A 23,757-nucleotide genomic window follows, 5' to 3' on the forward strand; every position below is an offset into this window, starting at 1 on the left:
CATGACCACCACCGACGAGCCGCAGGGCCTCAACGTCGCCCCGGGCGCCCTCAACCCCCGCAAGGGGCGCACCATCCAGCTCCCCGCCTCCGCCTACCCGGGGGACCCGCTGCCCGGGGCCGTGGCGCTCAAGGCCGGGGTGCGCGCCTGGCTGGCCGCCCGCGGCCTGGACCCGGCCGCCCCGGACGTGGTCGACACCCCGGACCGCGTGCTCCGGGCGCTCAACGAGATGACGGCCGGCTACGACGAGGACCCCGCCCAGCACCTCGCCCGCACGTTCCCGGCCGAGCACGCCGGCACGCCCATCGTCGTCACCGGCGTCCCCTTCACCAGCCTGTGCGCCCACCACCTGCTCCCGTTCACCGGGCACGCCGACATCGCGTATCAGCCCCGCCTCGGGGACCCGGTGGCCGGGCTGTCCAAGCTGCCGCGCGTCCTGGACGTGTACGCCCGCCGCCTCCAGACCCAGGAAGACCTCACCCGCCAGGTGACCGCCGCCCTGGACGAGCACCTGGCCCCGCTCGGCGCGGCCTGCGTCATCCGCTCCGAACACGGCTGCCTGGCCCACCGAGGCGCCCGCAAGCCAGGCGCGGTCATGGTCACCGCCTCCTATACCGGCTGCTTCGACGCCGACCCGTACCGGCGGGAGGAGTTGCACCGGCTCATGTCCGGCTGAGCGTTCGGTCATGCGAACCAATAGGGATATGCGAACGGAGGGCACCGGATGAGCGCGAGCAGGGCCAAGCGCGCCCAGGTGGCGGAGCGGCGTACCAAGGCCATCGGCATGGTGCTGGCCGGCGTGGACTACGACACGATCGCCGAGCGTCTCGGCTACGCGAGCAGGGGGGCCGCCCACACGGACGTGGACCGCGCCCTGTCCGCGAACCTGACCAACCTCAAGGACAAGGCGCAGCAGCTGCGCGAGCTCCAGGCCATGCGCTACCAGCGGCTGCTGGCGGCCGTGTGGCCCAAGGCCCTCAAGGGCGACTTGAAGGCGGTGGAGACCGCGGCCCGGCTGGTGGACCGCATCGTGAAGCTGTGGGGCCTGGCCGAGCCGGACAAGCTGGACCTGGACGTCACCGGGCAGATCACGGCGGACGACCTGCTGGCGATCATCAGCGCCACCCCGGCCGGCGACGACGCGGAGCTGGGGGCGGTCGGTGCTGACGCCTGAAGCGGAGGCGGCATACCGGCGCCTGAGCCGGGCGCAGCGCCTGGAGCTGGCCCGTAAGGCGCCACCGTCCTGGCGGCCGCACCTGGCCCGGCTGGAGCGGCGCATGCAGGCGGCGGAGCGGTACCTGTACCGGCCCGCCGCCTGGGCGCGGGAGGTCATCGACTGGGGCGAGGACGGCGGGATCACCGTCTACCAGGGCGACATCCTGGGCGCCCTGACGAAGCATCGGCGCGTGGCCGCCCGTGGCCCCCACGGCCTGGGCAAGACCGGCGTTGCCTCCCTGGCGGTGCTGTGGTTCGCCACCACGAGGGAGGCCGCCGGCTACGACTGGAAGGTCCTCACCACCGCGTCCGCGTGGAGGCACCTGACGGTGTACCTGTGGCCCGAGATCCACAAGTGGGCCCGCCGTATCCGCTGGGACGTCCTCGGGCGTGAACCCTTCTCCGAGTTGTCGGAGCTGCTGCGCCTCAACCTCAAGTTGGTGCACGGCGCCGCCTCCCCGGTGGCGTCCAACAAGCCGGAGCTGATCGAGGGCGCCCACGCGGACAGCCTGTTCTACCTGATTGATGAGGCCAAGGTCGTCCCAGACGGCACCTGGGACGCCATTGAAGGCGCGTTCTCCGGTGGCCGCATGGACGGCCTCCCGGAAGCGTTCGCCCTGGCCATCAGCACCCCGGGCCCGCCCGCCGGACGGTTCTACGAGATCCACAAGCGGGCGGCCGGCCTGGAGGACTGGCACGCCCGCCACGTCACCCTTGAGGAGGCCATCGCCGCCGGCCGCATCAGTGAGGACTGGGCCGAGCAGCGCGCCCGCCAGTGGGGCCGGGACAGTGCCATGTACGCCAACCGCGTCCTGGGGGAGTTCCACGCCAGCGACGAGGACAGCGTCATCCCGCTCGCCTGGGTGGACGCAGCGATCGAGCGGTGGCACGAGTGGGACCAGGCCGGCCGCCCCGCCCCGGACGGCCGCAGCGTCATCGGCGTGGACGTCGCCCGCTCCGGTGGAGACTCCACCGTCCTGGCCCACCGCCTGGCCCTGATCATCGCCGAGCTGGAGATCCACGACCGCGAGGACACCATGCAGACCACCGCCCGCGTCCAGGCCGCCCTGGGCGAGGAGCCCGGCGGCGCCGTCGCCGTCGTGGACTCCGTGGGCGTCGGCGGAGGCGTCATCGACCGCTCCCGGGAGCTGCGCGTGCCCGTCCTCGCCTACACAGGCGCGGCCAAGACCAAGCTGCGCACCCGTGACGGGCAATACGGGTTCACCAACACCCGCAGCGCCGCCTACTGGAAGCTGCGGGAGCTGCTCGACCCCGCGTTCGGCGCCCAGCTCGCCCTCCCCCCGGACGACCTGCTGGTCTCAGACCTGACGACACCGACGTGGGACATCACCACCGGCGTGCCACCCAAGATCAAAGTGGAGCCCAAGGACGACGTGGTCGCCCGCCTCGGCCGCTCCCCGGACCGCGGCGACGCCGTCGCCATGGCCATGTACGCGGACCACCTGACCACCTCCAAGGTCCACGCCCCCGGCGGACAGCGCGACGGCCGCCCCTCCCGCGCCGCTGCTCGATACGCCCGCCCCACGACCCAGGGCCTGCCCGCCACCAAGTGAGGACCGCTGGCATATCCGCTCTGCCGCCCTGGCCAGGGTTGATGCAGCCGTGTCCCAACCCGGCTGGCGGCACGCCCTGGTGGGCCGCTACCGTCCTGCTCGTTCCACCTCTCCTTTTATGTGGAGAGCCCTGCTTCACTCTGAAGTTCCAACCACGGCCGGGGTGCGGCGCCCTTGCAGTCCCGTTGGCGCGGGAGGCGCCCGCCCCGGCCGCCTCAGTCTCAGGACGCCTCCAGGGCCGGCGCGTCCATCAGCTCCGCCGGCACATAGGACACGTCCACCAGCGCGCCGCGCTCGTCGTAGATCAGCAGGTCCAGGCCGCCGTCAGCCGCGGGCACCTCCACCAGGCGCAGCGGCGGCCCCTCCAGGGCCTCCAGACGACCCGTCAGGACGTCTCGGGCTATCTCGCCATAACCGGACATACACCCACGGTAGAAGCGGGCGCACGGGCGCGGCAGGGGTTTCTAGGAGCAGTTCAGGGGGCGCGCGAGGTGCGCTAGATGGGGTCGGTGTCCATGACGGCGGCCGGGATGAGCATCACGCCTCCGGGGGTGAACGCCGGGTCATCGCCGTAGAACAGCAATTCTGTACCCCCGTCGGCAGTCTCCAGCGTGACGTGTGGGGGCGTCGGCCCCGGGCGGAGAGCGGCCAGCAACTCGGCGGTGACTTCCTCGCGGTCCATGCCCTGATCGTACGGGCGGCCCAGGCGCGAGGTGGGGCGCCGGCGGGCAGGGTGCGTCTACCCCTGCGCCGCCCGGGCACTGCATCGGCACTTCCGCCGGCGCCCGCCTGTCCCCGCTCGGAACCCGGCACACGCTACCAGCGCCCGTGTGATCGAACTCCTGGCGCTGACCTGCACGTTCACGCCCACAGGACCAGTTGGCGGCGTGGCCTATCATGCTCCGCCGACCGAAACCGGAAGCACACGTTCCGCCAGGGGGCGACCTTGATCGACCTGACCCACCTCGCCCTGCTCGGGCTGGCCGGCTACCGAGGCACACAGCTCGCCGTCCACGACACCATCCTTGACCCGGCCCGAGACCGGATCATCGCGTGGCACGAGGCCCGCCAGGACTCCACCACACGCAGCGCCGTGGTCACCCTCATCTCCTGCGTGTACTGCATGGGCTGGTGGGTGTCCGGGGCGCTCCTCGCCACCTACCTCCTCGCCACCGGCACCTTCACCGGCACGCCCCTGCTCGTCCACGGCGTGGAGTGGCTGGCCGTCGCCGGCCTGGCCGTCCTCCTCAACCGCCTGGACGACATGCTGAGCCGGGTGCACGGATGACCGCCCTCACCGGCCCGCGCGGGGAGCTGACGGCCTCCGCCGCCCGCTACACCGCCCGCCGCCTGCGCACCAAGCCCGTTGACGGCTCCTGGCAAGAGCGCGCCTGGCTGTTCTACGACGAGACGCCAGAGGTGCGGTTCGCCGCCCGCTGGTACTCCAACGCCATGAGCCGGGCCCTGCTGTTCGCCGGCCGCCGCGACAAAGAGGGCAAGGTGGTCCCCCTCCCCGCCACCCATCGCGCGTCCGAGCTGGTCGCCGAGATCGCCGGCGGCCCCGGCGGCCAGGCGCAGCTCCTCGGCGCCTTCGGCCCGCACCTGGTCGTGCCCGGTGAGGGATGGATCATCGTCCGCCCCAAGCAGGACGCCCGCGGCAACGAGATCGGCGCGGACTGGCGTGTGCTGTCCACCCAGGAGGTCAAGCCGCAGGGCACCAAGCTGGTCGCCGAGATCGACGGGGAAGAGGTCGCCATCCCCGGCGCAGAGGACGACAACACCCCCCTGGACTCCAGCGAGCCCGTGGCCATCCGCGTATGGGAGAGCCACCCTCGCCGCCACCTGGAAGCCGACAGCTCCGTACGCTCCAGCCTCGGCCTGCTGGAGGAGCTGAAGCTCCTCAACGCCGCGGTGGCCGCCATCGCGCGCTCCCGGCTGACCGGCCGCGGCATCGTCCTCGTCCCCCAGGGCACCAAGTTCCCCACCACCCCGGGCCAGCAGAACGAGGAGGACGACCTGATCGAGGTCCTGATGACGGTCGCCGAGACCGCCTACAAGGAACCCGACAGCGCCGCCGCCACCGTCCCGATCATCCTGGAGGTGCCGGCCGACCAGATCCCCAACATCAAGCGCCTCACCTTCGAGTCCGATTTCGACACGCTGGCCATCCAGCTCCGCGAGGAGGCAATCCGCCGATTCGCCAACGGCCTTGAGGTCCCCTCAGAAATCCTGCTGGGCCAGGGCGACATCAACCACTGGGGCCAGTGGGCACTCAAGGACGAGGCCATCACCCTGGGCGTGGAGCCCAAGCTGGGCACCGTCGCTGACGCCCTGACGACCCAGTACCTCCAGCCGCTCCTGGAGGCCGAGAACGTCGAGGACGCCTACGAGTGCCTGGTCTGGCACGACACCAGCCCCCTGCGCGTGCGCACCAACCGCGCAGAGACCGCCCTCAAGGTCCATGAGGCCGGCGCCATCTCGGATTCCGCGCTGCGCCGGGAGACCGGTTTCACCGACGCGGACGCCCCCACCGAGGAGGAGCAGGCCCGCCGCCAGAAGCAGCCGCAGGACGGCCAGGACCCCCAGCTGCCGGTGGACGAGAGCAACGCCGAACCAGAGCAGCCCACCGACGACCCGGCCGAGCAGGCCCCGGAGGCCACCGCCGCCGCGGCGGTTGTCCCGGCCCCCGAGGACGCTCGGGTGCTGCGCAACCAGACGATCCTGGCCGCCATCGACGGCGTGATCCACAACGCCATGTGCATGGCCGGCGAGAAGATCCGCGTCAAGCCGGCCTGCCCGCGCAGCGAGCGCGGCCGGTCCCGGCAGATCGCCCCCGGGGAACTGCACACCGTGTTCCCCGTCTCGGACGAGCAGGTCGACCAGTGGCACCTCCTCGTCGGCGCCTGGGACCGCGTCCCGGAGATGGCCCAGCGGTACGGGTTCGAGGCGGAATGCCTGATCGACACCCTGGACAACTACGCCCGCGCCCTCATCGCCGCCCGCATGAAGCACACGTATGAGGAGACCGTGCGCCTGCTGCGGTCCTCCTGCCTGGGGCTGGCGGCATGACGCGCCGGCCGACCGAGCCACGCCCCGCCGAGGTGGAAGTCACCGCCGCGGCGGCCAACGTGAGCGCCGAGTGGTGCTCCACCTGCAAGGCGTACACCCTGCTGGCCGGGGAGATCGTCCTGCTCACCCCGGAGGGCGTGGCCACGGTCGGCTACTGGGCATGGTGCGAGACCTGCGACCCCCCGGAGGTGTCCCGTGTCGGCTGACCAGTGCCCCGAGCACCGCACGCGCCTGGACCTGTGCCCCCACTGCCAGGGCCTGGCCGTCACTCGTGAGACCCGCCTGGACGGCGTCACCGCGTTCCAGGTCCGGGACGCCGGCGGCCGGGTCATCAGCAGCGGCCGGCCGGCCGCCGTCTACATCAGCCGCGTGGAGCCGTGCCCCAACACGGCGGCCCTCGAGGAAGGAGCGGCCCACGATGTGTAACCCGAGCCCGCCGCCGGACCTCACCACCGCCACCCCGGCCGCGCCCTGGGGCCACAGCACGGCCGCCCACCGCGTACACGGCTGGTGCTCCCACTGCCCTGACCACGACCCGGCCGAGGAGGTCGTGGCCTGGCGCGCTCGTGAGAACAGGCGGCACGAGGCCGAGCAGGCCGCCCTGGCCGTCTCCGCCGCCCGCTCCAACACCGTGGACCTGGCCGCCACGCATGACCACCTGTGCCCCGTGTGCGGCCAGGAGGCCCTGACCGTCGTCACCGTCCGCCTGTTCACCGACAGCGGGGAGCAGCGCAAGGCCGGCGGCTGGGCCCACTGCACCGCATGTGACGCCACCCCCCACCCCACGCTGGAGGACTCCGACCGTGGCTGACACCACCGACACCATCCCCACCGGCCGCCCCGTGGTGCGGCAAGCGCCCCCGGAGCACAGCCTCATCGCCCACCAGGTGCACGGCTGGTGCAGCAAGTGCCCGGGCGTGGAGCTGTGGGAGGAGCTGCACGCCTGGCGCCAGCGCGAGCGCGGACTCCTCAAGGACCAGCCGGCCACCGACCAGGCCCCGCACCCCTCCCGGGAGGTGGAGCGCCATGGATGAGCTGGAGGAGGCCCTGGCCGCCGCCGAGGAGGACGTAGCGGCAGAGGTGCGCGCCGTACTGGAGGAGGTGGCCGAGGAGTTCGCCGCCGCGCTGGAGGACGCCACGGAGCTGGTGGCCGCCCGCTTCAGCGTGTCCCGTATCGGGGCGATGTTCCGCCAGCGGGTGCCGCGCCTGGTGCGCCGCCTCCTCGGCGTGACCGAGACGGCCGCCCACACGGCCGCCGACCAGGTGGACGCGACCCTGCCGGACGGGTGGGACGACCTGCCCGGCCGCCACGACCGCGACGAGGAACTCCCGGACGGCATCAGCCAGTACGTCACCAGCACGGAGCACCTGCTGCGCGCCGTGGGTGACCGCCTCGCCGAGGTGGCCGTGCGCGAGCTCGCCACAGGCGTGGATGCAGGGGAGGGCGTGGAGGCCCTGCGCGCCCGCCTGCTGGCCGTATTCGCCCGAGAGGGGGCGCAGCTCGGGGAGGGCCGGGAAGCGCTGATCTCGACCACCGAGGCGGCCCGCGCCTGGAACACCGCCACCCTCGCCGCGGCCCAGGCCCTCACCGGCCCGGACCGCCCGATCGTCAAGCAGTGGCAGACCCGCCGGGACAGCCGCGTACGGGACACCCACCACGACGTGGACGGGTTCCTGCGCCTCCTCGACGACACGTTCGAGGTGGGCGGCGTGGACATGCAGCACCCGGGCGACCCGTCGGCCCCGCCCGCCGAGGTGTGCAACTGCCGGTGCATCCTGCGCCTCCAGCACGCCCCGGACCGCAGCGCCTCCGCCCTGGCATTACCAGACGCCGGACGAGGCCGCGCTAACGAATCCATGGCAGCCGCGGCGACCGAGCACACCGGCGCCATGATCGCCCTCGTCCCCAGCGCCCAGGACGTGGAGCGCCTGGCCCTCGACGACGGGGAGCCCGCGGAGGAGCTGCACTGCACCCTGTGGTTCCTCGGCACCGCCGCCGACTGGGACGAGGACCAGCGCAACGAGCTGATCGCCGGCGTACGGGCCCGCGCCCAGAACCTGCCCGGGCCCGTCCCCGCCGTGGCGTTCGGCGTCAACCACTGGAACCCCGCCAGCGAAGACCCCGCCTGGGTGTGGGCCGTGGGCGACGACCCGGACGCCGGCGACGAGACGGCCACCCTGCACGAGGCACGCCTTATCGCCCAGGACGCCCTGGAAGACGGCCACAACAACCCGGACCTGCCCCGCCAGCACACCCCCTGGGTCGCCCACACCACCGGCGCCTACACCAAGGACACATGGCCCCTTGAGGCCATGGCCGACCGCCTGGGCCCGCTCACCTTCGACCGTATCCGCGTCGCTTTCGCCGGCGAGGCCACGGACATCCCACTTGGCCCCGAGGAGGAGCCCCCCATGGACAACCCGACCGCCGCGGCCCTGACGGCCGCGCTGCCGGTCCGCACCTGGTCCACCCCGGACGGCGCGGCCCTGGCATTCGAGAACACCGAGACCGGTGACGGCCGGATCTTCGCGCCCAAGGCCCTGTACTGGGACGGCTCCGGGCCCTGGCCCCTCCAGTACGCGGAGGAGATGGGCATGGGCCACGAGGGCGCCGAACTCGCCGGCGCCATCGGCAAGTACGGCCGGGACGGCGACCGCCTCACCGGCACCGGCGTCCTCTATCTCTCCCAGCGCGCCGGATACGACGCCGTGACCCTGCTGGAGCAGGAGGCCCCACTGGGCGTGTCCGTCGATCTCGACTCCGTCGACGTGGAGTTCGTGGACAAGACGCTCACGGAGGACGAGGACGGCATGCTGGTGCTCGCCGCGTCCATCCCGTACGCCAGCGTGATGCGTCTGCCTGACGGGGCGTGGGTCATCAACGCCGCCACCAGCGTGGAGGCCACCGCCGCCGGAACGTCCTTCACCCGCCGCCAGTCCCTGGCCCAGCTCATCACCGGCCCCGGCGGCCGGATCTCCGCCGCCGCCCTGGCAGTGTTCGACGGGGCCCGCCTGCCCAAGCTGACGGCCGCGGCCGGCGACCCGGACGACGAAGACGGAGTTGTCCTGCACTCCGAGCAGGCCGGGGACTTCCTGGTGCGCATCACCAAGGCCCGCGTCCGCGGCGCCACCCTCGTGAGCATGCCCGCCTACGACCAGGCGCGCATCGTGCTGGACCCGCCCGAGGTGGACGAGGAGGCCGCCGCCGCGGTGACCGCCGCCCTCACCGCCGCCTCCGCCCCGGGGGAGACCCGCCAGCGCGTCATCAAGTACGTACGCGCCTGCCCCGGCCCCGTCGGCGCGGGCGAGATCGCCAAGGCCCTCGGCCTCACCGTGGAGACCGCACGCAAGCACCTGCGCGCCGCCAGCAGGGAGGGCCAACTGGTGCGCCTGGCCGCCGGCCTGTACGTCGGCGCCTCCACCATCCCGGAGGGCCCGGAGGTGGCCGCCTCCGCTGTGGGGGACGGGGAGGACGCGGCCCTGACGGAGCTGGTGGCGTCCGCCTGGACGGCCATGCGCGACCTGCCGCCCATGCCGGCCGCGTGGTTCGCGGAGCCCACGGAGGAGGAACTGCCGCCAGGGAGCGGCGGGGTGCACTACGCGGACGGCCGGATCTACGGGTGGGTGGCCCAGGCCGGGGAGCCGCACGCCGGGTTCTCCAACCGGAAGCTGACCATCGAGAGCCTCGGCGACATCGACACCACGCACTTCCTGCGCGCCCGCTTCAAGCTCGACAACGGGGAGACCGTCAAGGGGGGCGCCTTCACCATGAACGCCCCCCACTCCCGGGACGGGGCGGAGTGCAACGACGTGGCGTGCCAGTTCGACGACAGTAGGACCGTCGCCGGCATCGTCACCGTGGGGATGAACGGCAGGGGCATGTGGTTCTCCGGTGCCGCCGCGCCCTGGCTCTCGGACTGGGACCGAACCGTGTTCATGGGGTGCCAGCCCAGCTATCACATGAAGAAGGGCGGGGATGGCCGCTGGCAGCTGCGGGCGGTCCTGTCCGTACCCGTGCCCGGTCACTCCTCCCCGCTGCTCGCCTCCGTCGTGGAGCGCGGCAACCTCGCCCTTGCCGCCAGCGCCGCCGCCGTCCTGGACAACCCGGACACCGTGCCCGGACAGCAGGCGGACATCTCCGGACGCCTCTACACCCTGGGCGCGGAGGCGATGGACGGGATGGTCTCTGGCCTGCGCCGACACAGTCCGGACACCGTGCCCGGACACGTCCCGGACAACCCGGCCGCGCTGCTCGACGACCCGACGTTCCTTGACGGCCTGTCCGCCGCCCTCGCCCGCCGCGAGACCGAACGACGCGCGGAGGTGGAGGCCATGACCGCCGCCGTCCTCGCGCCCACCACCATCACCAACCCGAAGGGGGACCAGTAGCCATGGGATGCGCCTGCAACCAGCGCGGCCGTACACAGTTCGAGGTGGCCATGGAGGCCGGCCGTGGCCGCGTCGCCTTCACCAGCGGCAGCAAGCCGACCGCCATCACCGTGACCCCGCGGTACAAGGGCAGCGCCGTCCGCATCAAGGGCACCAACGAAATCGTCTTCCATAAGGAGACGTATGAGGTGGCCACGGACGGCGGAGCGGGCGCTGTGGTGTTCGCCCACAGCGACCAGGCCGAGGCCGTCGCCCACGCCGAGACCCTGGACGGCGCGGTCGTCCGGGAACGAGAGACCGGCACCGTCGTACACCCCGCCCCCCAGGGCGCCCGCCGCGGACCTCACCAAGACCGAGCAGGCGCCCGCGTAACGCCCTGCCGCACGCCCCGGGCCGCCCACCAGCGCCCGGGGCGCGGCAGCCCCTCGACGGCCCCCGCAGGCCGCCCACTTGACACGACCAGCCCGCCACCTCCCGTGACGGGCTAAGATGCCTCTGCGACTGCTGGTTTAGGGCCGAGTCTCCAACGCACTCCGCTGGAGATTCGTCCATGGAATTCGACATCCCCGAGGACGTCACCGCCCTCGATGACGAGGCCCTGGCCCAGGCCCTCGACGGGGCCCGCGCCGCATTCGCCGCCCTCTCCGGTCAGGACGTCATCGACGGCGACGCCATGGGCCGCATGCGCTCCCTGGCCGCCTGCGTCGAGGACATCCGCACCGAGCAGACCGCCCGCGTGGAGGCCGCCACCCAGGCCGCCGCCGAGATCGAGACCCTGGCCGCCCAGGTCCGCGGCGAGCAGGGCACCCCGGCCGCCCCGGAGGGCGAGCAGCCGGCCGAGCCGACCGCCGCCGCCACCGAGACCCCCGCCGCCCCGGCCGCCCCGGAGGCGCCGGCCGCTCCGGAGACCACCGCGACGGCATCCGCCGGCGGTGGTGTGGTCGTGCCGACCCGCCCCGCGCTCAACCTGCGCGCCGTACGCCGCGCGCAGCCGCGCGTCCTGCCGGAGGCCCCGCCCCCGGGCACCACCATCACCGCCGCGGTGGACGTCCCCGGCTACACCCCCGGCTCGGACCTGGTCTTCGACGACGTGGTCAAGGGCATCAACTCCCGCGCAACCGCCCTCAAGACCGCAGGCGGCGGCGTGGGCCAGGTGATCAGCTATCACCACCCGTACCCGGCGGACACGATCGTCACGGACTCCAGCAGCGCGCCCGAGGGCACCACCGTGGCCATGGTCGCCTCCAGCCAGTCCCGGCTGCCCCAGGGCGACCTGGTCGCGAGCGGCGGCTGGTGCGCCCCGTCCGAGACGCTCTACGAGCTCACGGACACCAGCTGCCCGGACATGCTGTGGGACGCCCCGGAGATCCAGCTGAGCCGCGGCGGCCTGCGCTACTACAAGCCGCTGTCCCTCGACGTCGCCAGCATGAGCTGGATCCACACCGAGGCCGACGACATCGCCGGCAACACCAAACCGTGCTTCAAGATCCCCTGCCCGGACCCCGTGGAGGTCCGCTGTGACGCGGTCGGCGTCTGCCTGGAGGCAGGCATCCTGACCCAGCGTCATTTCCCGGAGCTGATCGCCTGGTACCTGCGCAACAGCATGGTGGCCCATGAGATCCGGCTGCGTCAGGTGCTGTTCCAGAAGGCACTGGCCACCGCCACCCCGGTGACCATCCCGGCGTCCATGGCCGCCGTCTCGGCCGTGTTCGGCGCGGTCAGCTTGCAGGCCGCCGACATGATCGAGCGTCACAGCCTGTGTGACTCCACCGCGCTGGAGGTCGTGTTCCCGTGGTGGTCCAAGAACATGTTCCTGGCGGACCTGGCACGCCGTAACGGCTGCTGCCCCTCCGAGGTCAGCGCCCAGGACGTACAGGACCTGTTCAGCCCGCTCGGGGTGCGCATCCAGTGGGCGCGCGGCCTGACCCCGGCCGTCCCCACCGACATCGGCGGCACGAACCCGGCCACCGACTGGCCGTCCACCATCCAGTTCCTCATGTACCCGGCCGGCTCCCTGGTCATCGGGCGCGGCGAGGACGTGAACCTGGGCGTAATTCACGATTCGGTCAAATTCAGCCGAAATGATTACACCGCGTTGTTCGCCGAGGAGTGCGTGGCGCTGGTGGACCGCTCGGTCGACACGCGCCTGGTGACCGTGCCCGTCTGCGCCTCCGGTGAGACCGGCGCCCAGACCCTCGTCGCCTGCCCGACCGCCTGACCGCCCCCGGTCACCCGATGACGTGCGTGCCGGGCCCCTGTACCTGACACGGGCCCGGCACGCGCCCACACCATGACTGGAGGTGCGTGATGCCTGCTGGACTGCGCCAAGTCGTCCCCGGTATCCCTGGCACGCCACTCCCGCGCGGCATCCTCGGCGCCTCTTGCACGAACGTCATCGACGTCACCGAGGACGAGATCCACCAGCTCAACGGCGTGGAGTGGCTGGCTGTCGGCTGCTGCCCGGCGAGGGACTGGCCGGACCCGTGCGAGGACCCCGTGCCCGGGGCCCCCACCGATAAGGAGTTCTGCCGCCCCACCACCGAACACGCCACCCCCATCACCATCTACGCCGGCGCGGAGTGCTCCGCCCCCGGCTTCTCGTACGAGGAGGCGCGGGAGCAGGCGCTGGCCTCCCTGGCGCTCGGCGAGCAGCACGCCATTGAGGCCGGGTTCATGCGGACCAAGCTCACCCAGGACGCGGTGGACATCACCCCGCCCGAGGGGCCGCTGAACATCGCCCAGGGCATCGCCTCCCTGGAGGGCTGCCTGGCCGAGAACTACGGCGGCGTGGGCACCCTGCACATCCCGGCCGGCGTGGCCGCGCTGCTCGGCTGCTGCAACGTCCTCCACGAGGACCCGGCCACCGGGACGCTCGCTACCTGGGCCGGGAACTGCGCCGTCATCGGCGCCGGTTACTCCTACCTCAACCAGGGCCCCGGCGGCATCCCCGCCGACGCGGGCGCCGCCTGGCTCTACATCACCGGCCCCCTGGTCATCCGCCGCGGGCCAGTGGACGTGATCCCGGACCGCTCCCGCGCGTCCGCCTCCGTGAACATCAGGAACAACGACCGCAGGGTGCTCGCGGAGCGGACGGTAGTCGTCGGCACCACCTGCACGATCTGCGCAGTGCAGGTGATGGCGTGCCCATGAACATGATCACTGTCAGGCCCGAGCGGTCCCGCCTCGTCGCGTTCGCCCGCTGGGCGACCGCCCAGACACCCAAGGTCGGCACCGTGGGCCTGGGCGAGTTCGGCGTCCCCGCGGACCAGTTCGTCAACGCCCCGGAGGACGTCCTGATCGGCGCCCTGGTGGACGGCCACCGCTACGTGTCCCCGACCGAGGACGCCGCCAACGGCGTGCCCGAGCCCGGCGACTACGACGACGGCGGCCAGGAGCTGCTGGGCGTGGCCACGCCGCAGGCCCTCACGCCGCCCCTCGGCAGCCCGGAGGCGGCCGCTGCGGCCATGGTGGCCGCTACCCCGCCCGAGGCGGTCGAACGGGCCATGACGGCCGCCCTGCTGGCCGTCGACCTGGCCGCCTCCAACGCTGCTGCAGGAGGGGACGGCAGCGACCCAAGCGACCAAGTGCCGGAGTTCGCGCCGCTGGAGGACGCCCCCACCGAGGAGGGCGACGAGCACGAGGAGGAGGCCGCCGGCGACGGCGGCCCCTACGCGTGCGACCTGTGCCCCCGCGAGTTCGAGACCGAACGCGGCCGGGACTCCCACCGCCGCCAAGTCCACAGGGAGGACTGACCGGTGCCAGTTGAGCCTCTGCCCTGTGGGCCGGACGGCGGCACCGGCACGCCCGGAGCCTGTGCCTGCGCCCCGTCCATCGCCACCAGCCCCCTATGCCGCGCCGATGGGACGCCGATCCTCATCGTCCTGCGCTCCCCCTGCGCTACCTGCGGCACGCCCGCCCCGGACCCGGCCGTCATCGGCTGGGTGGACCCGCTCACCGGCGTGTTCACGGCCGGCGCGGTCCCGGCCGGGGCCGGCCCGTGCACCGGCACCCCTTCGGACGCCTGTAGCTGCGCGCCCTCCATCACGTCCATGCCGCTGTGCCGGCCGGACGGCTCCACGATCGCGCTCATCATCCGGTCCGCGTGCACCGACTGCGGCGCCGTGGCCCCAGACCCCGGCCTGGTCGGCTGGCTCGACCCCGTCACCGGCCTGTTCACGCCCGGCCCGGCCCCCGCGGACGCCACCCCGTGCCAGGTGCCCGGCTGCCTGGACACGCTCTGCCGCCAGCGCTGCGATGACACCACCGGCGACGGCACCCCCGACACGACGTATTCAGAGCTGTGGTGCATCCGCGCGGACGGCTCCGCTGACCTGATCCTCACCTACCAGGACGACCCCTCAACCCCCTACGTACCGGTCGCCCCGGTCGATTGCACGTACGGCTGCCCCGAGAACGAGACGGTGATGCTGTGCGATGAGGGCGGCCCCTTCCTGCGTCGCTACACGTTCGTGGCCGGGACGGCGTCCTTCGAGGACGTCGCCCTGGACGGCCAGACCCCGCACGTGGTCCAGGGCCAGGTAGGCCCGTGCCCCAACTGCGCGCCCACGCCGCCCATCGCCACGGTGGGCCTGTGCCTCGCCGATGGCACGCCGATCGCCGTGGTGGTGACCCGGGACTGCGACGGCAACACCACCCGGGACGGCTGGCTCAACCTCACCAGCGGCGTGTGGAACGCCGGCGCGCCCCCGGCCGGGACGGGCGCCTGCTCGTCGCCCGGGGCGTTCGAGCTCGCCGGGATCCTGTGCGACACCGACCCCGCCACCGGCGAGGTGCTGGGCCTGGTCCTCGTCCAGTACGCATACAACCCGGACGGCAGCCTGGCCGGCGTCACCCTCGTGGACCCGGCCACCGGCAACCCGTACGCGCTCCAAGGAGAGTTGAGGAACTGCCCGACCGGCCAGGCGCAGCCGGAGGCGGACCTGGTCCTCCTGTGCGACATCCAGGCGGACGGCACCGCCACCCCGTTCGTGCGCGACTACCGCCGCGACGAGAACACCCAGATCGTCGGCCACACCGACTACACCCTGGACGGCGCCGGCTACCTGCCCACCGGCACCGTGGGCAAGTGCCCCACCGACGTACCCGGCCCCGTGCCCGTCATCCCCCAGGTGTTCCACGGGGAGCTGGTGCTGTGCGACGACAACGGCCCGTTCATCCGCAAGCTGGTCCAGGACCCGGACGGCACGGTCACCTCGGTCGTCAACCTCACCCTGGACGGCGCCGCCTACGCCCCGGTGGGCACGGTGGGCCAGTGCACGGAGGCGTGTCGGGACGCCAGCACGCTCCTGCTGTGCGACGTGCCCACCGACGGGACACCGGCCCCGACCGTCACGGACACCCCCGGAGCGCCGTACTACCCGTACACCACGGGCGTGGCCACGCCAGGGGCCCAGGCACTGTGGGACGGCGGCACGTTGACCCTCCCGGAGGCGGCAGGCCCGCAGCCGGGCACCGGCGGCACCGTGCGCACCGCCGCGGCGATCCTCCAGGCTCCCCGGCCCGTCTGTGACGCCGGTACCGCCCGCGTGAGCGTGCAGGTGGACGTCACCCAGCTCGGCCCGGACAACGGCTGCCGTGCTACTGGGTTCCTCGCCCTCTACAACGGCACCGGCGAATCCAACCGGATCGGCCTGGCGCTCACCCCGCCCGACACGCCTGCCGGGTGGTCGGGGACGCTCACCGTTGAGGCCGACGTCCCGGCCGACGACCTCGCCGCCGGGAACATCGCCGCCGCGATCGCGTTCGACGCCTACGACGACAGCGGCGTCACCTGCCCGCCACCGCGCCACACCGGATGGCAGCTGGACCAGTTCGCCGCCACGGTGGTCTACGACCAGACCGGATGCGCAACCCAGTACCTCAGCACCGTCACCACCGACTGCGAGACCGGCGCGGTCCTCACCGTCACGAACACCACCCTGGACGGGGCCCCGTACGACCTCACCGGCGAGCCCGGACAGTGCACCCCGGCCAGCAGCGGCGGCACGGTCACCGAGCCGTGCGGGGACACCGAGATCGCGCAGCTCTGTGACCTGACCTACGACCCGCAAGCCCCGATCCCGACCCCGGCAAGCGACTTCACGCTGACCGGGAACGTCGTGGCCGCCAACAACGGCACCACCCTGTGGTTCGCCCAGGCCAACCAGCCCGCCAACGGCGTAGCTGAGCTGACCGTGGGCGGGCTGCTCCCGGCCACCCTGTACGAGTTCCGGTTCGCGTCCGCATGGATCGGTGCGGGAGCCCCCAACCCGGCCAACAACAACGCGATCTATCTCCTGGAAGTCCTCGACGGCACCACGGTGCTCGCCACGAGGACGCGGAACACGTCCAACGGCTCGACCGTGTTCCCTGGCGGCGTGCTGACCGAGGATCTGCCGCCGCTGGCGTTCATCGCCCCCGCCACTGGCGCGGTCACCATCCGGTTCACCGACCAGACGACAGGCGGGCCGGTCAACGACCGTGACCTGTTCCTGATGCCGATCGAGGTACGGACAGCCGTCCTGACCGTCACGCGCACACCGTTCCTGCGGCGCTTCACCTTCGACTGCGACGGGGTCCTCACCTCAACTGAGGATCTCGGCCTGGACGGTGTCACGCCGTATGCCGTGCAGGGCGAGGCGGGCCAGTGCGCCGCTGACGGCGCGACAGCCGGGGCGGTGACGCCGTGCGACGCGCAGAACGTCATCGAAGCATGCCGCTGTGATGACGCCGATGGCGACGGCGTGCCCGAGGTCGGGTACGTCGAGCTGCTGGCCGTTGACTGCACCGGCACCCTCTCCAGCGTCGGTACCTACCTGCCGGACTACAGCGCCCCGTACGCGCCGGTCGCCCCGATGGACTGCGACGCGGGCCAGGACGAGGGCGCGCCCCCGGCGTTCGGCGTCCAGGCCGGTCGTGTGGTCCTCGCCCCTGGGGAATCGTGGGACGGCGCTACCGTGCCGACGCTCCAGGCGGTCACCGTCCGCGCGTCCGGAGGCACCGGCACCGTCACGACCGCTGACGGCACGAGCCCCCTCCTCGACGGCGAGGAAGCCGCCTGGACGGTCGCCCGCGACGTCCACGCCCGGCTGACCGGGCCCCTCACCATCACCGCCACAGACGGCACCGTGACCGTCACGTACACCAAGGAGACCACGCTGTGAGCGGATGCTGCGGGCCGAGCCCGATCATCACCAGCCTGCCCCCGGTGCCGCGCGTCGACGTCGAGGGCTCGCTCCTGTGCGACGTCCTCGCGGACGGCACGGTTGCCGGTCAGGCCCTCGTCGAGGCGGTCTACGACACCAGCAGCGGCGACCGCGTGGGTACGCGGACCGTCGACCCTGCGACCGGCGCGGTCTACGCCCCGCAGGGCACCTTGCAGCCGTGCCCGCCGCCCGACTCGTGCACGTGCGAGACGCTGCTCCTGTGCGATGTCACCACGGTCACCACGCCGGGTGAGACCCCCGAGCGGATCACGAACGGCACGTTCGCCGCGGACGCCTCCGGGTGGACGCTCACGGGCGGCGCTGCCTACGTTCCGTCCGCCAGCCCGGATGGGTCGGTCGGCTTCCTGGACCTGTCGGCGAACAACAACCCCGCGGGCACGGCCGAGCAGACGGTGACCGTCACCCCCGGCCTGACCTACGACCTGTCGGCCCGCATCGGCATCTGGAGCACGGGCGGGGTCACCCCGCAAAGCGTGCTGGTCGAGGTGGTCGACGGGTCCGGGGCGGTTCTGTACTCGCAGACCGTCGCCCCTGTGGAGGTCAGCGGCGGCCCGCAGTGGCCGGCGGACGGCGTGGTCGGCCCGGTGTCGATCGTCGCCACGGACGCCGAGATGACGGTCCGCTTCACCGACCAGGCGGGCGGTCAGTTCATTGACGCCCTCGTCGATGACGTCTCCCTCCTCGGCCCCGGCGTGCCCGGCGCCACGGAGACGGTCGCGGTGCCGTTCCTGCGGACCCTGTGCCGCACCTGCACCGGCACCGCCACCGTCACGGACACCACCCTCGACGGCACCACGGTCTACGCCGTGCAAGGCGTCGTCGGCGTGTGCGGGCCCACCGAGTCGCCCGCCACGGAGGAAGGCTGCGATCAGTTCGTCGGAACGCTCTGCTACCAGCAGCCGACCACAGCGGATCCGTCGTTCACGCTGCACAAGTTCAACCCGGCCGAGCCGAACCATCCCGGCTGCCTGGTCGGGCTCGACGCCATGGACGGCGATTTCCCGTTCATCCAGTACAACGACCCGGTCACCGCGTGGGAGGGCACCTACACCTCGAACACCGGGACCGCGTCGAACGTCGAAGTGAGCGCTCCCGAGCTCGGCGGGTTCATCGACTGGAGCGCGTTCAGCCCGCCGATCCCGTCGGTTCCCAACGCGGGCATCCCGGCCCCGTACACGGGCACCGCCGTTTTCAACGGCGTCACGGTCACGCTGGACGTCCTCACCGCGTCGGCCATCACCACGGGCACTCAGTACCTGCGGATGGGCGGCACCGAGCACTTCAAGCTGTCGTTCTCGTCGCCGGTGACGATGAAGTTCGCCACCCAGGGCTTCGCCGACCCGGCTCCCGGCAACGATGAGCGGTTCTGCGGCGTGGTCGCGACCGGTGTCGTCACCGGGGCCGGTGAGATCCGGACGGCGTACGGGCTCCGCGACTGCACGACCGGCGAGACGACATGGCGCGACCAGGTCAGCGGCGACACCGTAGACCTGACTCAGGCCGTGGTCGTTCCGTGCCCGCAGCCACAGCGGGACTGCGCCTCTCCGACCGAGCCGACCGCCACGGTTGGCCTGTGCCTCGCGGACGGGACACCGATCGCGGTCACCGTGATCCGCGACTGTGCGGGCACCGTCACCTCCGAGGGCTGGCTCAACCTGGTCACGGGCGCCTACAGCGCGGGCGCGCCCCCGGCCGGGACCGTCGCCTGTGGTGACTCCCGCTCGATCCAGGTGTCCGGAACGTTCTGCGCCGTGGACGACGCCACCGGGGACGTCGTCGCCCTGGTCCTGATCGAGTACCACTACGACGACACCGGGGCGATCGCCTCCGTGCGCCTGGTCGACGCCGTCACCGGCGCCACCTACACGCCACCGGCCGGGGTCACCGTCACCACCTGCCCGGCCGGTGTGGAGCAGCCCGAGCAGGACGCCGTGATCCTGTGCGACGTCCAGGCGGACGGCACGGCCGTGCAGTTCGTGAGGGACTACCGCCGCGACGAACTCGGCGCCATCGTCGGCCACACGGACTACCTCCTCGACGGCACCCCGTACCCGGCACCCACGGGCACGGTCGGCGTCTGCGCCACGCCGTGCCGCACCACCAGCAGCGAAGTGCTGTGCGACTCCACGCCGCTGGAGTTCGACCCGGCCGCCGTGACGCTGCGCGTCGCCAACCCGGCCGACACCTCCGCGACCACGCAGTACCCGGGCCACCGGTGGCGCGACGCCGCACGGGCCGCCGTTCAAACGGTCCTCGACGGCGGCTCCGCCTCCTGGGGCACCACCGGCCTCCTCGACGACACCGCCAACCCCGATCACTTCGTGTGGGGCGGCTTCGGCTTCACCCTGCCGGACTGCCCGCCCTGCGGCTCCTGGGACGAGGCCGGCGACGTCACGCTGAACATGAGCGTGCGCGTCACCAACAACGGCCCCGCCGCGGGCGTGGCCGATGACGGCGTGTTCGCCCTGTTCAACGGGACGACGTGGATCGGCCAGCAGGCCCTACCGGCCGGTCTGCCCTCCGGTGGCTCGGCGACGCTCACCTTCACCCCGACCGTCCATGCCGTCGCCGATCTGCCCAACGTGGTGGCCGTGCTCGCCCTGGAGCTGAAGCAGGGAGCGAACACCGCCAAGACGTGGACGGTGGACGCCCTCACCTACAGCCTCACCCCCGTAGCGGGCAGCGCCACGGGCACGGCGGGCTGCGGGAAGCAGTTCCTCCGGACCTACGTCCGTGACTGCGCGACGGGCGCGCTCATCGACACCGTTGACCAGGACTTCGACGGCGCTACGTATGCCGTGGTCGGGGACGTCGCCCAGTGCACGCCCCACACGGGATGCGCGGACACCGAGACGTGTAGCAACTGCGAGACGCTGCTCCTGTGCGACGGCTCCAGCGACCCGGCCATGATCACCGGCAACGTGGCATCCGGCACCCTCGCGAACGGTGTCACCTGGTCGGCGACGACCACCTCGGGCACTCAGGCGAACCCGGCGAACTTCACCAACAGTGACGGCGCCTGGTGGGGCCTCCACGTCTTCCCCGTCGCCAACGTCGCCCCGACCAAATGGAACTTCTCGCGGCCGGTGGTCGCCGAGTTCTCGGTCTACCTCCACTACAACGCGGTCAACACCGCGCTCAACACCGCGCAGCTCCCCACCGGCCTGGAGATCGTCCACCTGCCGACCGGCTACACCTACAACCCGGTAACCGGTGTCCTGACCCGCACCGCGGACGGCACCCCAGCGGACCCGTGCTCATACGTCACCAACCCGCTCGCGGACACGAGCGCCCGGTTCCGCACGCCGGGGGCGGTCACGACGTTCACGACCGCGCCCGCGCCGAACTCACGTATCGCCCTGTGCGGCACGTTCTTCAACTACTGGGCCGGAGCGGTCACGGTCACCCCGGCCGGCCAGTTCCTTCGGCGGATCTGCCGCGACTGCGACGGCAACGTCACGAGCGTCACCGACACCGAGCTGGACGCGGTCACCCCGTACACGCCCCTGGGGGCAGTCGGCCAGTGCGCCGACCCGAGGCAGTGCGACACTACGGTCCTGAGCGAGTGCGACTACTCCCTGCCGGACACCGTGGGCGGCTTCGACACGGCCAACGCCAGCTTCCCCGACTGCTGGCTCGGGACCGCCACGAATCCGGGCTACGCGTACGGCGACCGGGTCACCTCGTGGGAGGGCACCTACCTGTCCAACACGGGCACCGTGTCCGACATCGGGTTCAACAGCGCAGACCTCGGCGGCCCCATCTCCTTCGCCGCCTTCACGCCGCCGCTGCCGGCCGGGACGCCGTCCGCCCCGGACTACGTGGGCACGGCCATGATCAACGGCGTCACGGTCACGCTGCGCGTGCTCGCCGGTAACGGCGTGGTCCTCCAGGGGACGACGCTGCTGGAGCTCAGCCCACAGGACCGCATCGGGATCGAGTTCTCCAAGCCGGTCCGGCTCACCGTCGCCACCTCGGCGTTCGCGGACCCGCCGACCCCGAACATGGAGCGGCTGTGCGGCGTCGTCGCCGAACGGGTGCCGTGGACGGCGCTCCGGCTCGCGGACTGCGACGGCGTCATCACCACCGTCGACGCGACCACGCGGGTGCCGCTCCCGGCGACCGCCACGGTCTCGTGCGATGACACCTGCTGCCAGCCCGTGCCGGTGTGCGTGGCGACCACGGTCACCGAGAGCGTGGAGTTCATCTCGAACGAGCAGGGGCGCACGGACGGCACCGTGGACCCGGTGTGGAAGTGGAGCCCGACCAGCCCGGACGACCCGGCCGCCGTCTGGTACGACATGTATCAGGCGACCTACGGGGCGACGTGGTCGGTCACGGACGGCCCGACGAAGGCGGACGGCTCCCCGAACACCCGCCAGGCGCATTGGGTGGCCCCGCACCCGAACGCCCGTACCGCGCAGTCCTCCCCGCCGCGCGCCAACGAGGGCCCGACCCTGAACGGGCCGGTGTCCTGGTGGGCTCGCGCCTCGTTTGACCTGCCCGCGGCGGCTGACCCGGACTCGATCCGGGTTGAGGTGACCGTCCTCAACTCCGACCAAGTGTCGGAGCGGTTCCGCCTCAACGACGGCGCGTGGCAGTCCCTCCCGGCCTCGGCGAAGTACGACGGCACCCGATACACCTTCGGCCCCGGGCAGCTCGCCGGCGCCAAGCCGGGCACCAACACCCTGTATTTCCAGGTGCGGGAGACCCTGGCCAGCGACCCGACCAACGGCGCCGGGGTGATCGCCCACCTGATCGCCAGCTACGACATCGCGCAGCCCGGACAGCGGCAGTGGATCCAGATGGTGTGCTGCGACGACAGCAGCTACTACCTGGACGAGAACGGCGACCGGCACGAGGTGCTGCCGGACAACACGGTCATCGTGCCGTGCGGCTCCGGTGCCGTGCCGCTGCTGCTGTGCGACGACGCAGGCCCGTTCCTGCGCCACGTCGTCTACCAGGGCGAGCAGATCATCACCAGCGACACCACCCTCGCCGGTGAGCCGTACGCCCCGGTAGGGGCCGTCACGTCCTGCGCCGGCACTGGAGGCACGAGCGGGGCGGACGTCGAGACGGTCCTCCTGTGCGACATCACCACCAGCGGGGGCGACCTCCAGCAGTACGCACCCACGAGCACGGCGATCGTGCCGTCGGTCTCGCACGGCGAACCCGCGCAGCTCTTCACCAACGCCGGGTTCATGATCGACCCGTCGCCGCTGTTCCCGTCGGGCGGCTCGGTCGTCGTGCCGACCTGGGGGACGGACCCGGGCGGATTCCGGGACAACACGATCTCCGCCAGCGTCACCTCCTCCGCCCCGACGCCGTGCGGCACGCCGGCCAATGTGCGGGTGACGGTGTCGCTGCGGGCCACCAACACCGGCAGCGCGACCGATCTCGGCAGCCCCGAGGCCGGGCTGACGCTCCGCAACGGCGCGTCGATCGTCAACACCTTCAACGTCGCCAACACCCCGACGAACGCCCAGCAGACCTTCACGGTCACTGCGGTCGTGCCGTGGGCGGACCTGATCGCGGGCAACATCACCTGGTACTGGTGGGCGCGCGTCTACCAGACGCCGAACATCCACAAGTCGTTCAACGTCGACCAGTACGCGGTGACGATCGAGGACGAGACGGTCCTCCCCGGCTGCGGGGAGACCACGGCCGTCCCGTTCCTGCGGCACTACACCCCCGACTCGGCGGCCGGGACCGCCGCGTTCTTCGACACCACCCTCACCGGCGCGACCTACGCCCCGACAGGCGACGTCGGCCTGTGCGCCGGCGAGGGCAGCACCACCACGGCGAGCGGCCGGCAGATCGTGGAACGCTGCGGCTGCGACCAGACGCCGGGCGGAATCGTCCGCTACGTCGAGCTGTGGTCCGTCGACCCGGAGGGCATCGGCGCTCCGCTCCTCGTCGGCACCTACCTGGAAGGGGACTTCGAAAGCCCCTACGCGCCCGTCTCGCCGGTCGACTGCCCCGACGACGGCACGGTGGCCGCCCCGGTCCTCACCGGACTCGTCCGCCCCGCCGACACCCTGCCCCGGAACCTGTCGGCGGACTTCCCCGGCCTCCAGTCGGTGACCCTGACGGTCCTCGCGGGCAACGTCGCCGTGACCGCCTCGTCCTTCGGGGCCACCGTCCCGGCCGGGACGTCACTCACCTGGTCCGCGCTGGACGGTGACGCCGGGGCGCTCGACGGCTGGTCCTGCACCGGCCAGGCCGGTGCGGACTACCTGCTGAGCTGGACGTACACCGCCTGACCCCATCCACCCGGCGGGCCC

General features: G+C 72.3%; 18 protein-coding genes. 16 read left to right on the forward strand and 2 right to left on the reverse strand.

Annotated elements, in window-relative coordinates:
• The first annotated feature begins 1 nt into the window (after position 1).
• Genes folE through M2157_RS28270 form a run of 3 tightly spaced genes read left to right on the forward strand, consistent with a single transcriptional unit; the run spans position 2 to position 2,789 of the window.
• Positions 2-676: a GTP cyclohydrolase I gene (gene folE, locus M2157_RS28260; protein ID WP_280866556.1), complete on the forward strand. Its 675-nt coding sequence runs from the start codon at positions 2-4 to the stop codon at positions 674-676.
• A 48-nt stretch (positions 677-724) separates the two neighbouring features.
• Complete coding sequence (locus M2157_RS28265; protein WP_280866557.1) at positions 725-1,174, forward strand: hypothetical protein; 450 nt, start codon at positions 725-727, stop codon at positions 1,172-1,174.
• Positions 1,161-2,789: a hypothetical protein gene (locus tag M2157_RS28270; RefSeq protein ID WP_280866558.1), complete on the forward strand. Its 1,629-nt coding sequence runs from the start codon at positions 1,161-1,163 to the stop codon at positions 2,787-2,789. The genes M2157_RS28265 and M2157_RS28270 overlap by 14 nt, the downstream gene beginning before the upstream one ends.
• A 221-nt stretch (positions 2,790-3,010) precedes the next feature.
• Here M2157_RS28270 and M2157_RS28275 read toward each other — a convergent pair whose 3' ends face one another.
• Positions 3,011-3,211: a hypothetical protein gene (locus M2157_RS28275; RefSeq protein ID WP_280866559.1), complete on the reverse strand. Its 201-nt coding sequence runs from the start codon at positions 3,209-3,211 to the stop codon at positions 3,011-3,013.
• Positions 3,212-3,285: 74 nt separating this feature from the next.
• Positions 3,286-3,471: a hypothetical protein gene (locus M2157_RS28280; protein WP_280866560.1), complete on the reverse strand. Its 186-nt coding sequence runs from the start codon at positions 3,469-3,471 to the stop codon at positions 3,286-3,288.
• A gap of 264 nt (positions 3,472-3,735) precedes the next feature.
• Between M2157_RS28280 and M2157_RS28285 the strand changes: the two genes are divergently transcribed.
• The 13 genes from M2157_RS28285 to M2157_RS28345 all read left to right on the forward strand — a co-directional run bounded on the left by M2157_RS28285 (position 3,736) and on the right by M2157_RS28345 (position 23,736).
• On the forward strand, positions 3,736-4,077 hold the full coding sequence (locus M2157_RS28285; RefSeq protein ID WP_280866561.1) for a DUF1360 domain-containing protein: 342 nt from the start codon (positions 3,736-3,738) through the stop codon (positions 4,075-4,077).
• A complete protein-coding gene (locus M2157_RS28290; protein WP_280866562.1) occupies positions 4,074-5,858 on the forward strand; it encodes a hypothetical protein in 1,785 nt (594 codons plus the stop codon). Before M2157_RS28285 ends, M2157_RS28290 begins: the two co-directional genes overlap by 4 nt.
• The gene (locus M2157_RS28295; RefSeq protein ID WP_280866564.1) at positions 5,855-6,064 is read left to right on the forward strand and encodes a hypothetical protein; all 210 of its coding nucleotides are present in this window, start codon (positions 5,855-5,857) and stop codon (positions 6,062-6,064) included. The genes M2157_RS28290 and M2157_RS28295 overlap by 4 nt, the downstream gene beginning before the upstream one ends.
• Positions 6,054-6,284: a hypothetical protein gene (locus tag M2157_RS28300; RefSeq protein ID WP_280866565.1), complete on the forward strand. Its 231-nt coding sequence runs from the start codon at positions 6,054-6,056 to the stop codon at positions 6,282-6,284. Before M2157_RS28295 ends, M2157_RS28300 begins: the two co-directional genes overlap by 11 nt.
• On the forward strand, positions 6,277-6,669 hold the full coding sequence (locus M2157_RS28305; RefSeq protein ID WP_280866566.1) for a hypothetical protein: 393 nt from the start codon (positions 6,277-6,279) through the stop codon (positions 6,667-6,669). The genes M2157_RS28300 and M2157_RS28305 overlap by 8 nt, the downstream gene beginning before the upstream one ends.
• Complete coding sequence (locus M2157_RS28310) at positions 6,662-6,892, forward strand: hypothetical protein (protein ID WP_280866567.1); 231 nt, start codon at positions 6,662-6,664, stop codon at positions 6,890-6,892. Before M2157_RS28305 ends, M2157_RS28310 begins: the two co-directional genes overlap by 8 nt.
• Positions 6,885-10,247 (forward strand): phage minor head protein, encoded by a 3,363-nt coding sequence (locus M2157_RS28315; protein ID WP_280866568.1) that lies wholly within the window; start codon positions 6,885-6,887, stop codon positions 10,245-10,247. The genes M2157_RS28310 and M2157_RS28315 overlap by 8 nt, the downstream gene beginning before the upstream one ends.
• Positions 10,248-10,249: 2 nt before the next feature.
• Positions 10,250-10,735 carry a hypothetical protein gene (locus M2157_RS28320; RefSeq protein WP_280866569.1) on the forward strand — a complete coding sequence of 162 codons (486 nt, stop codon included), beginning with the start codon at positions 10,250-10,252 and terminating at the stop codon, positions 10,733-10,735.
• 62 nt (positions 10,736-10,797) lie between these two features.
• Positions 10,798-12,465, forward strand: coding sequence for a major capsid protein (locus tag M2157_RS28325; protein ID WP_280866570.1), 1,668 nt, complete (start codon positions 10,798-10,800; stop codon positions 12,463-12,465).
• A gap of 89 nt (positions 12,466-12,554) precedes the next feature.
• A complete protein-coding gene (locus tag M2157_RS28330; protein ID WP_280866572.1) occupies positions 12,555-13,397 on the forward strand; it encodes a cupin in 843 nt (280 codons plus the stop codon).
• A complete protein-coding gene (locus tag M2157_RS28335; RefSeq protein WP_280866573.1) occupies positions 13,394-13,999 on the forward strand; it encodes a hypothetical protein in 606 nt (201 codons plus the stop codon). The genes M2157_RS28330 and M2157_RS28335 overlap by 4 nt, the downstream gene beginning before the upstream one ends.
• 3 nt (positions 14,000-14,002) lie before the next feature.
• Positions 14,003-17,410, forward strand: coding sequence for a hypothetical protein (locus M2157_RS28340; protein WP_280866574.1), 3,408 nt, complete (start codon positions 14,003-14,005; stop codon positions 17,408-17,410).
• On the forward strand, positions 17,407-23,736 hold the full coding sequence (locus M2157_RS28345; RefSeq protein WP_280866575.1) for a hypothetical protein: 6,330 nt from the start codon (positions 17,407-17,409) through the stop codon (positions 23,734-23,736). The genes M2157_RS28340 and M2157_RS28345 overlap by 4 nt, the downstream gene beginning before the upstream one ends.
• Positions 23,737-23,757: the final 21 nt, after the last annotated feature.

This window comes from Streptomyces sp. SAI-127 (assembly GCF_029894425.1).
Classification (GTDB): domain Bacteria; phylum Actinomycetota; class Actinomycetes; order Streptomycetales; family Streptomycetaceae; genus Streptomyces.

Excerpts from the sequence above, each read along its gene's own strand:
- M2157_RS28280 (WP_280866560.1), bottom strand. The coding sequence starts at position 3,471 with ATGGACCGCGAGGAAGTCACCGCCGAGTTGCTGGCCGCTCTCCGCCCG.
- M2157_RS28315 (WP_280866568.1), top strand. The coding sequence starts at position 6,885 with ATGGATGAGCTGGAGGAGGCCCTGGCCGCCGCCGAGGAGGACGTAGCG.
- M2157_RS28335 (WP_280866573.1), top strand. The coding sequence starts at position 13,394 with ATGAACATGATCACTGTCAGGCCCGAGCGGTCCCGCCTCGTCGCGTTC.
- M2157_RS28265 (WP_280866557.1), top strand. The coding sequence starts at position 725 with ATGAGCGCGAGCAGGGCCAAGCGCGCCCAGGTGGCGGAGCGGCGTACC.
- M2157_RS28290 (WP_280866562.1), top strand. The coding sequence starts at position 4,074 with ATGACCGCCCTCACCGGCCCGCGCGGGGAGCTGACGGCCTCCGCCGCC.
- M2157_RS28295 (WP_280866564.1), top strand. The coding sequence starts at position 5,855 with ATGACGCGCCGGCCGACCGAGCCACGCCCCGCCGAGGTGGAAGTCACC.
- folE (WP_280866556.1), top strand. The coding sequence starts at position 2 with ATGACCACCACCGACGAGCCGCAGGGCCTCAACGTCGCCCCGGGCGCC.
- M2157_RS28305 (WP_280866566.1), top strand. The coding sequence starts at position 6,277 with ATGTGTAACCCGAGCCCGCCGCCGGACCTCACCACCGCCACCCCGGCC.
- M2157_RS28330 (WP_280866572.1), top strand. The coding sequence starts at position 12,555 with ATGCCTGCTGGACTGCGCCAAGTCGTCCCCGGTATCCCTGGCACGCCA.
- M2157_RS28320 (WP_280866569.1), top strand. The coding sequence starts at position 10,250 with ATGGGATGCGCCTGCAACCAGCGCGGCCGTACACAGTTCGAGGTGGCC.
- M2157_RS28325 (WP_280866570.1), top strand. The coding sequence starts at position 10,798 with ATGGAATTCGACATCCCCGAGGACGTCACCGCCCTCGATGACGAGGCC.
- M2157_RS28275 (WP_280866559.1), bottom strand. The coding sequence starts at position 3,211 with ATGTCCGGTTATGGCGAGATAGCCCGAGACGTCCTGACGGGTCGTCTG.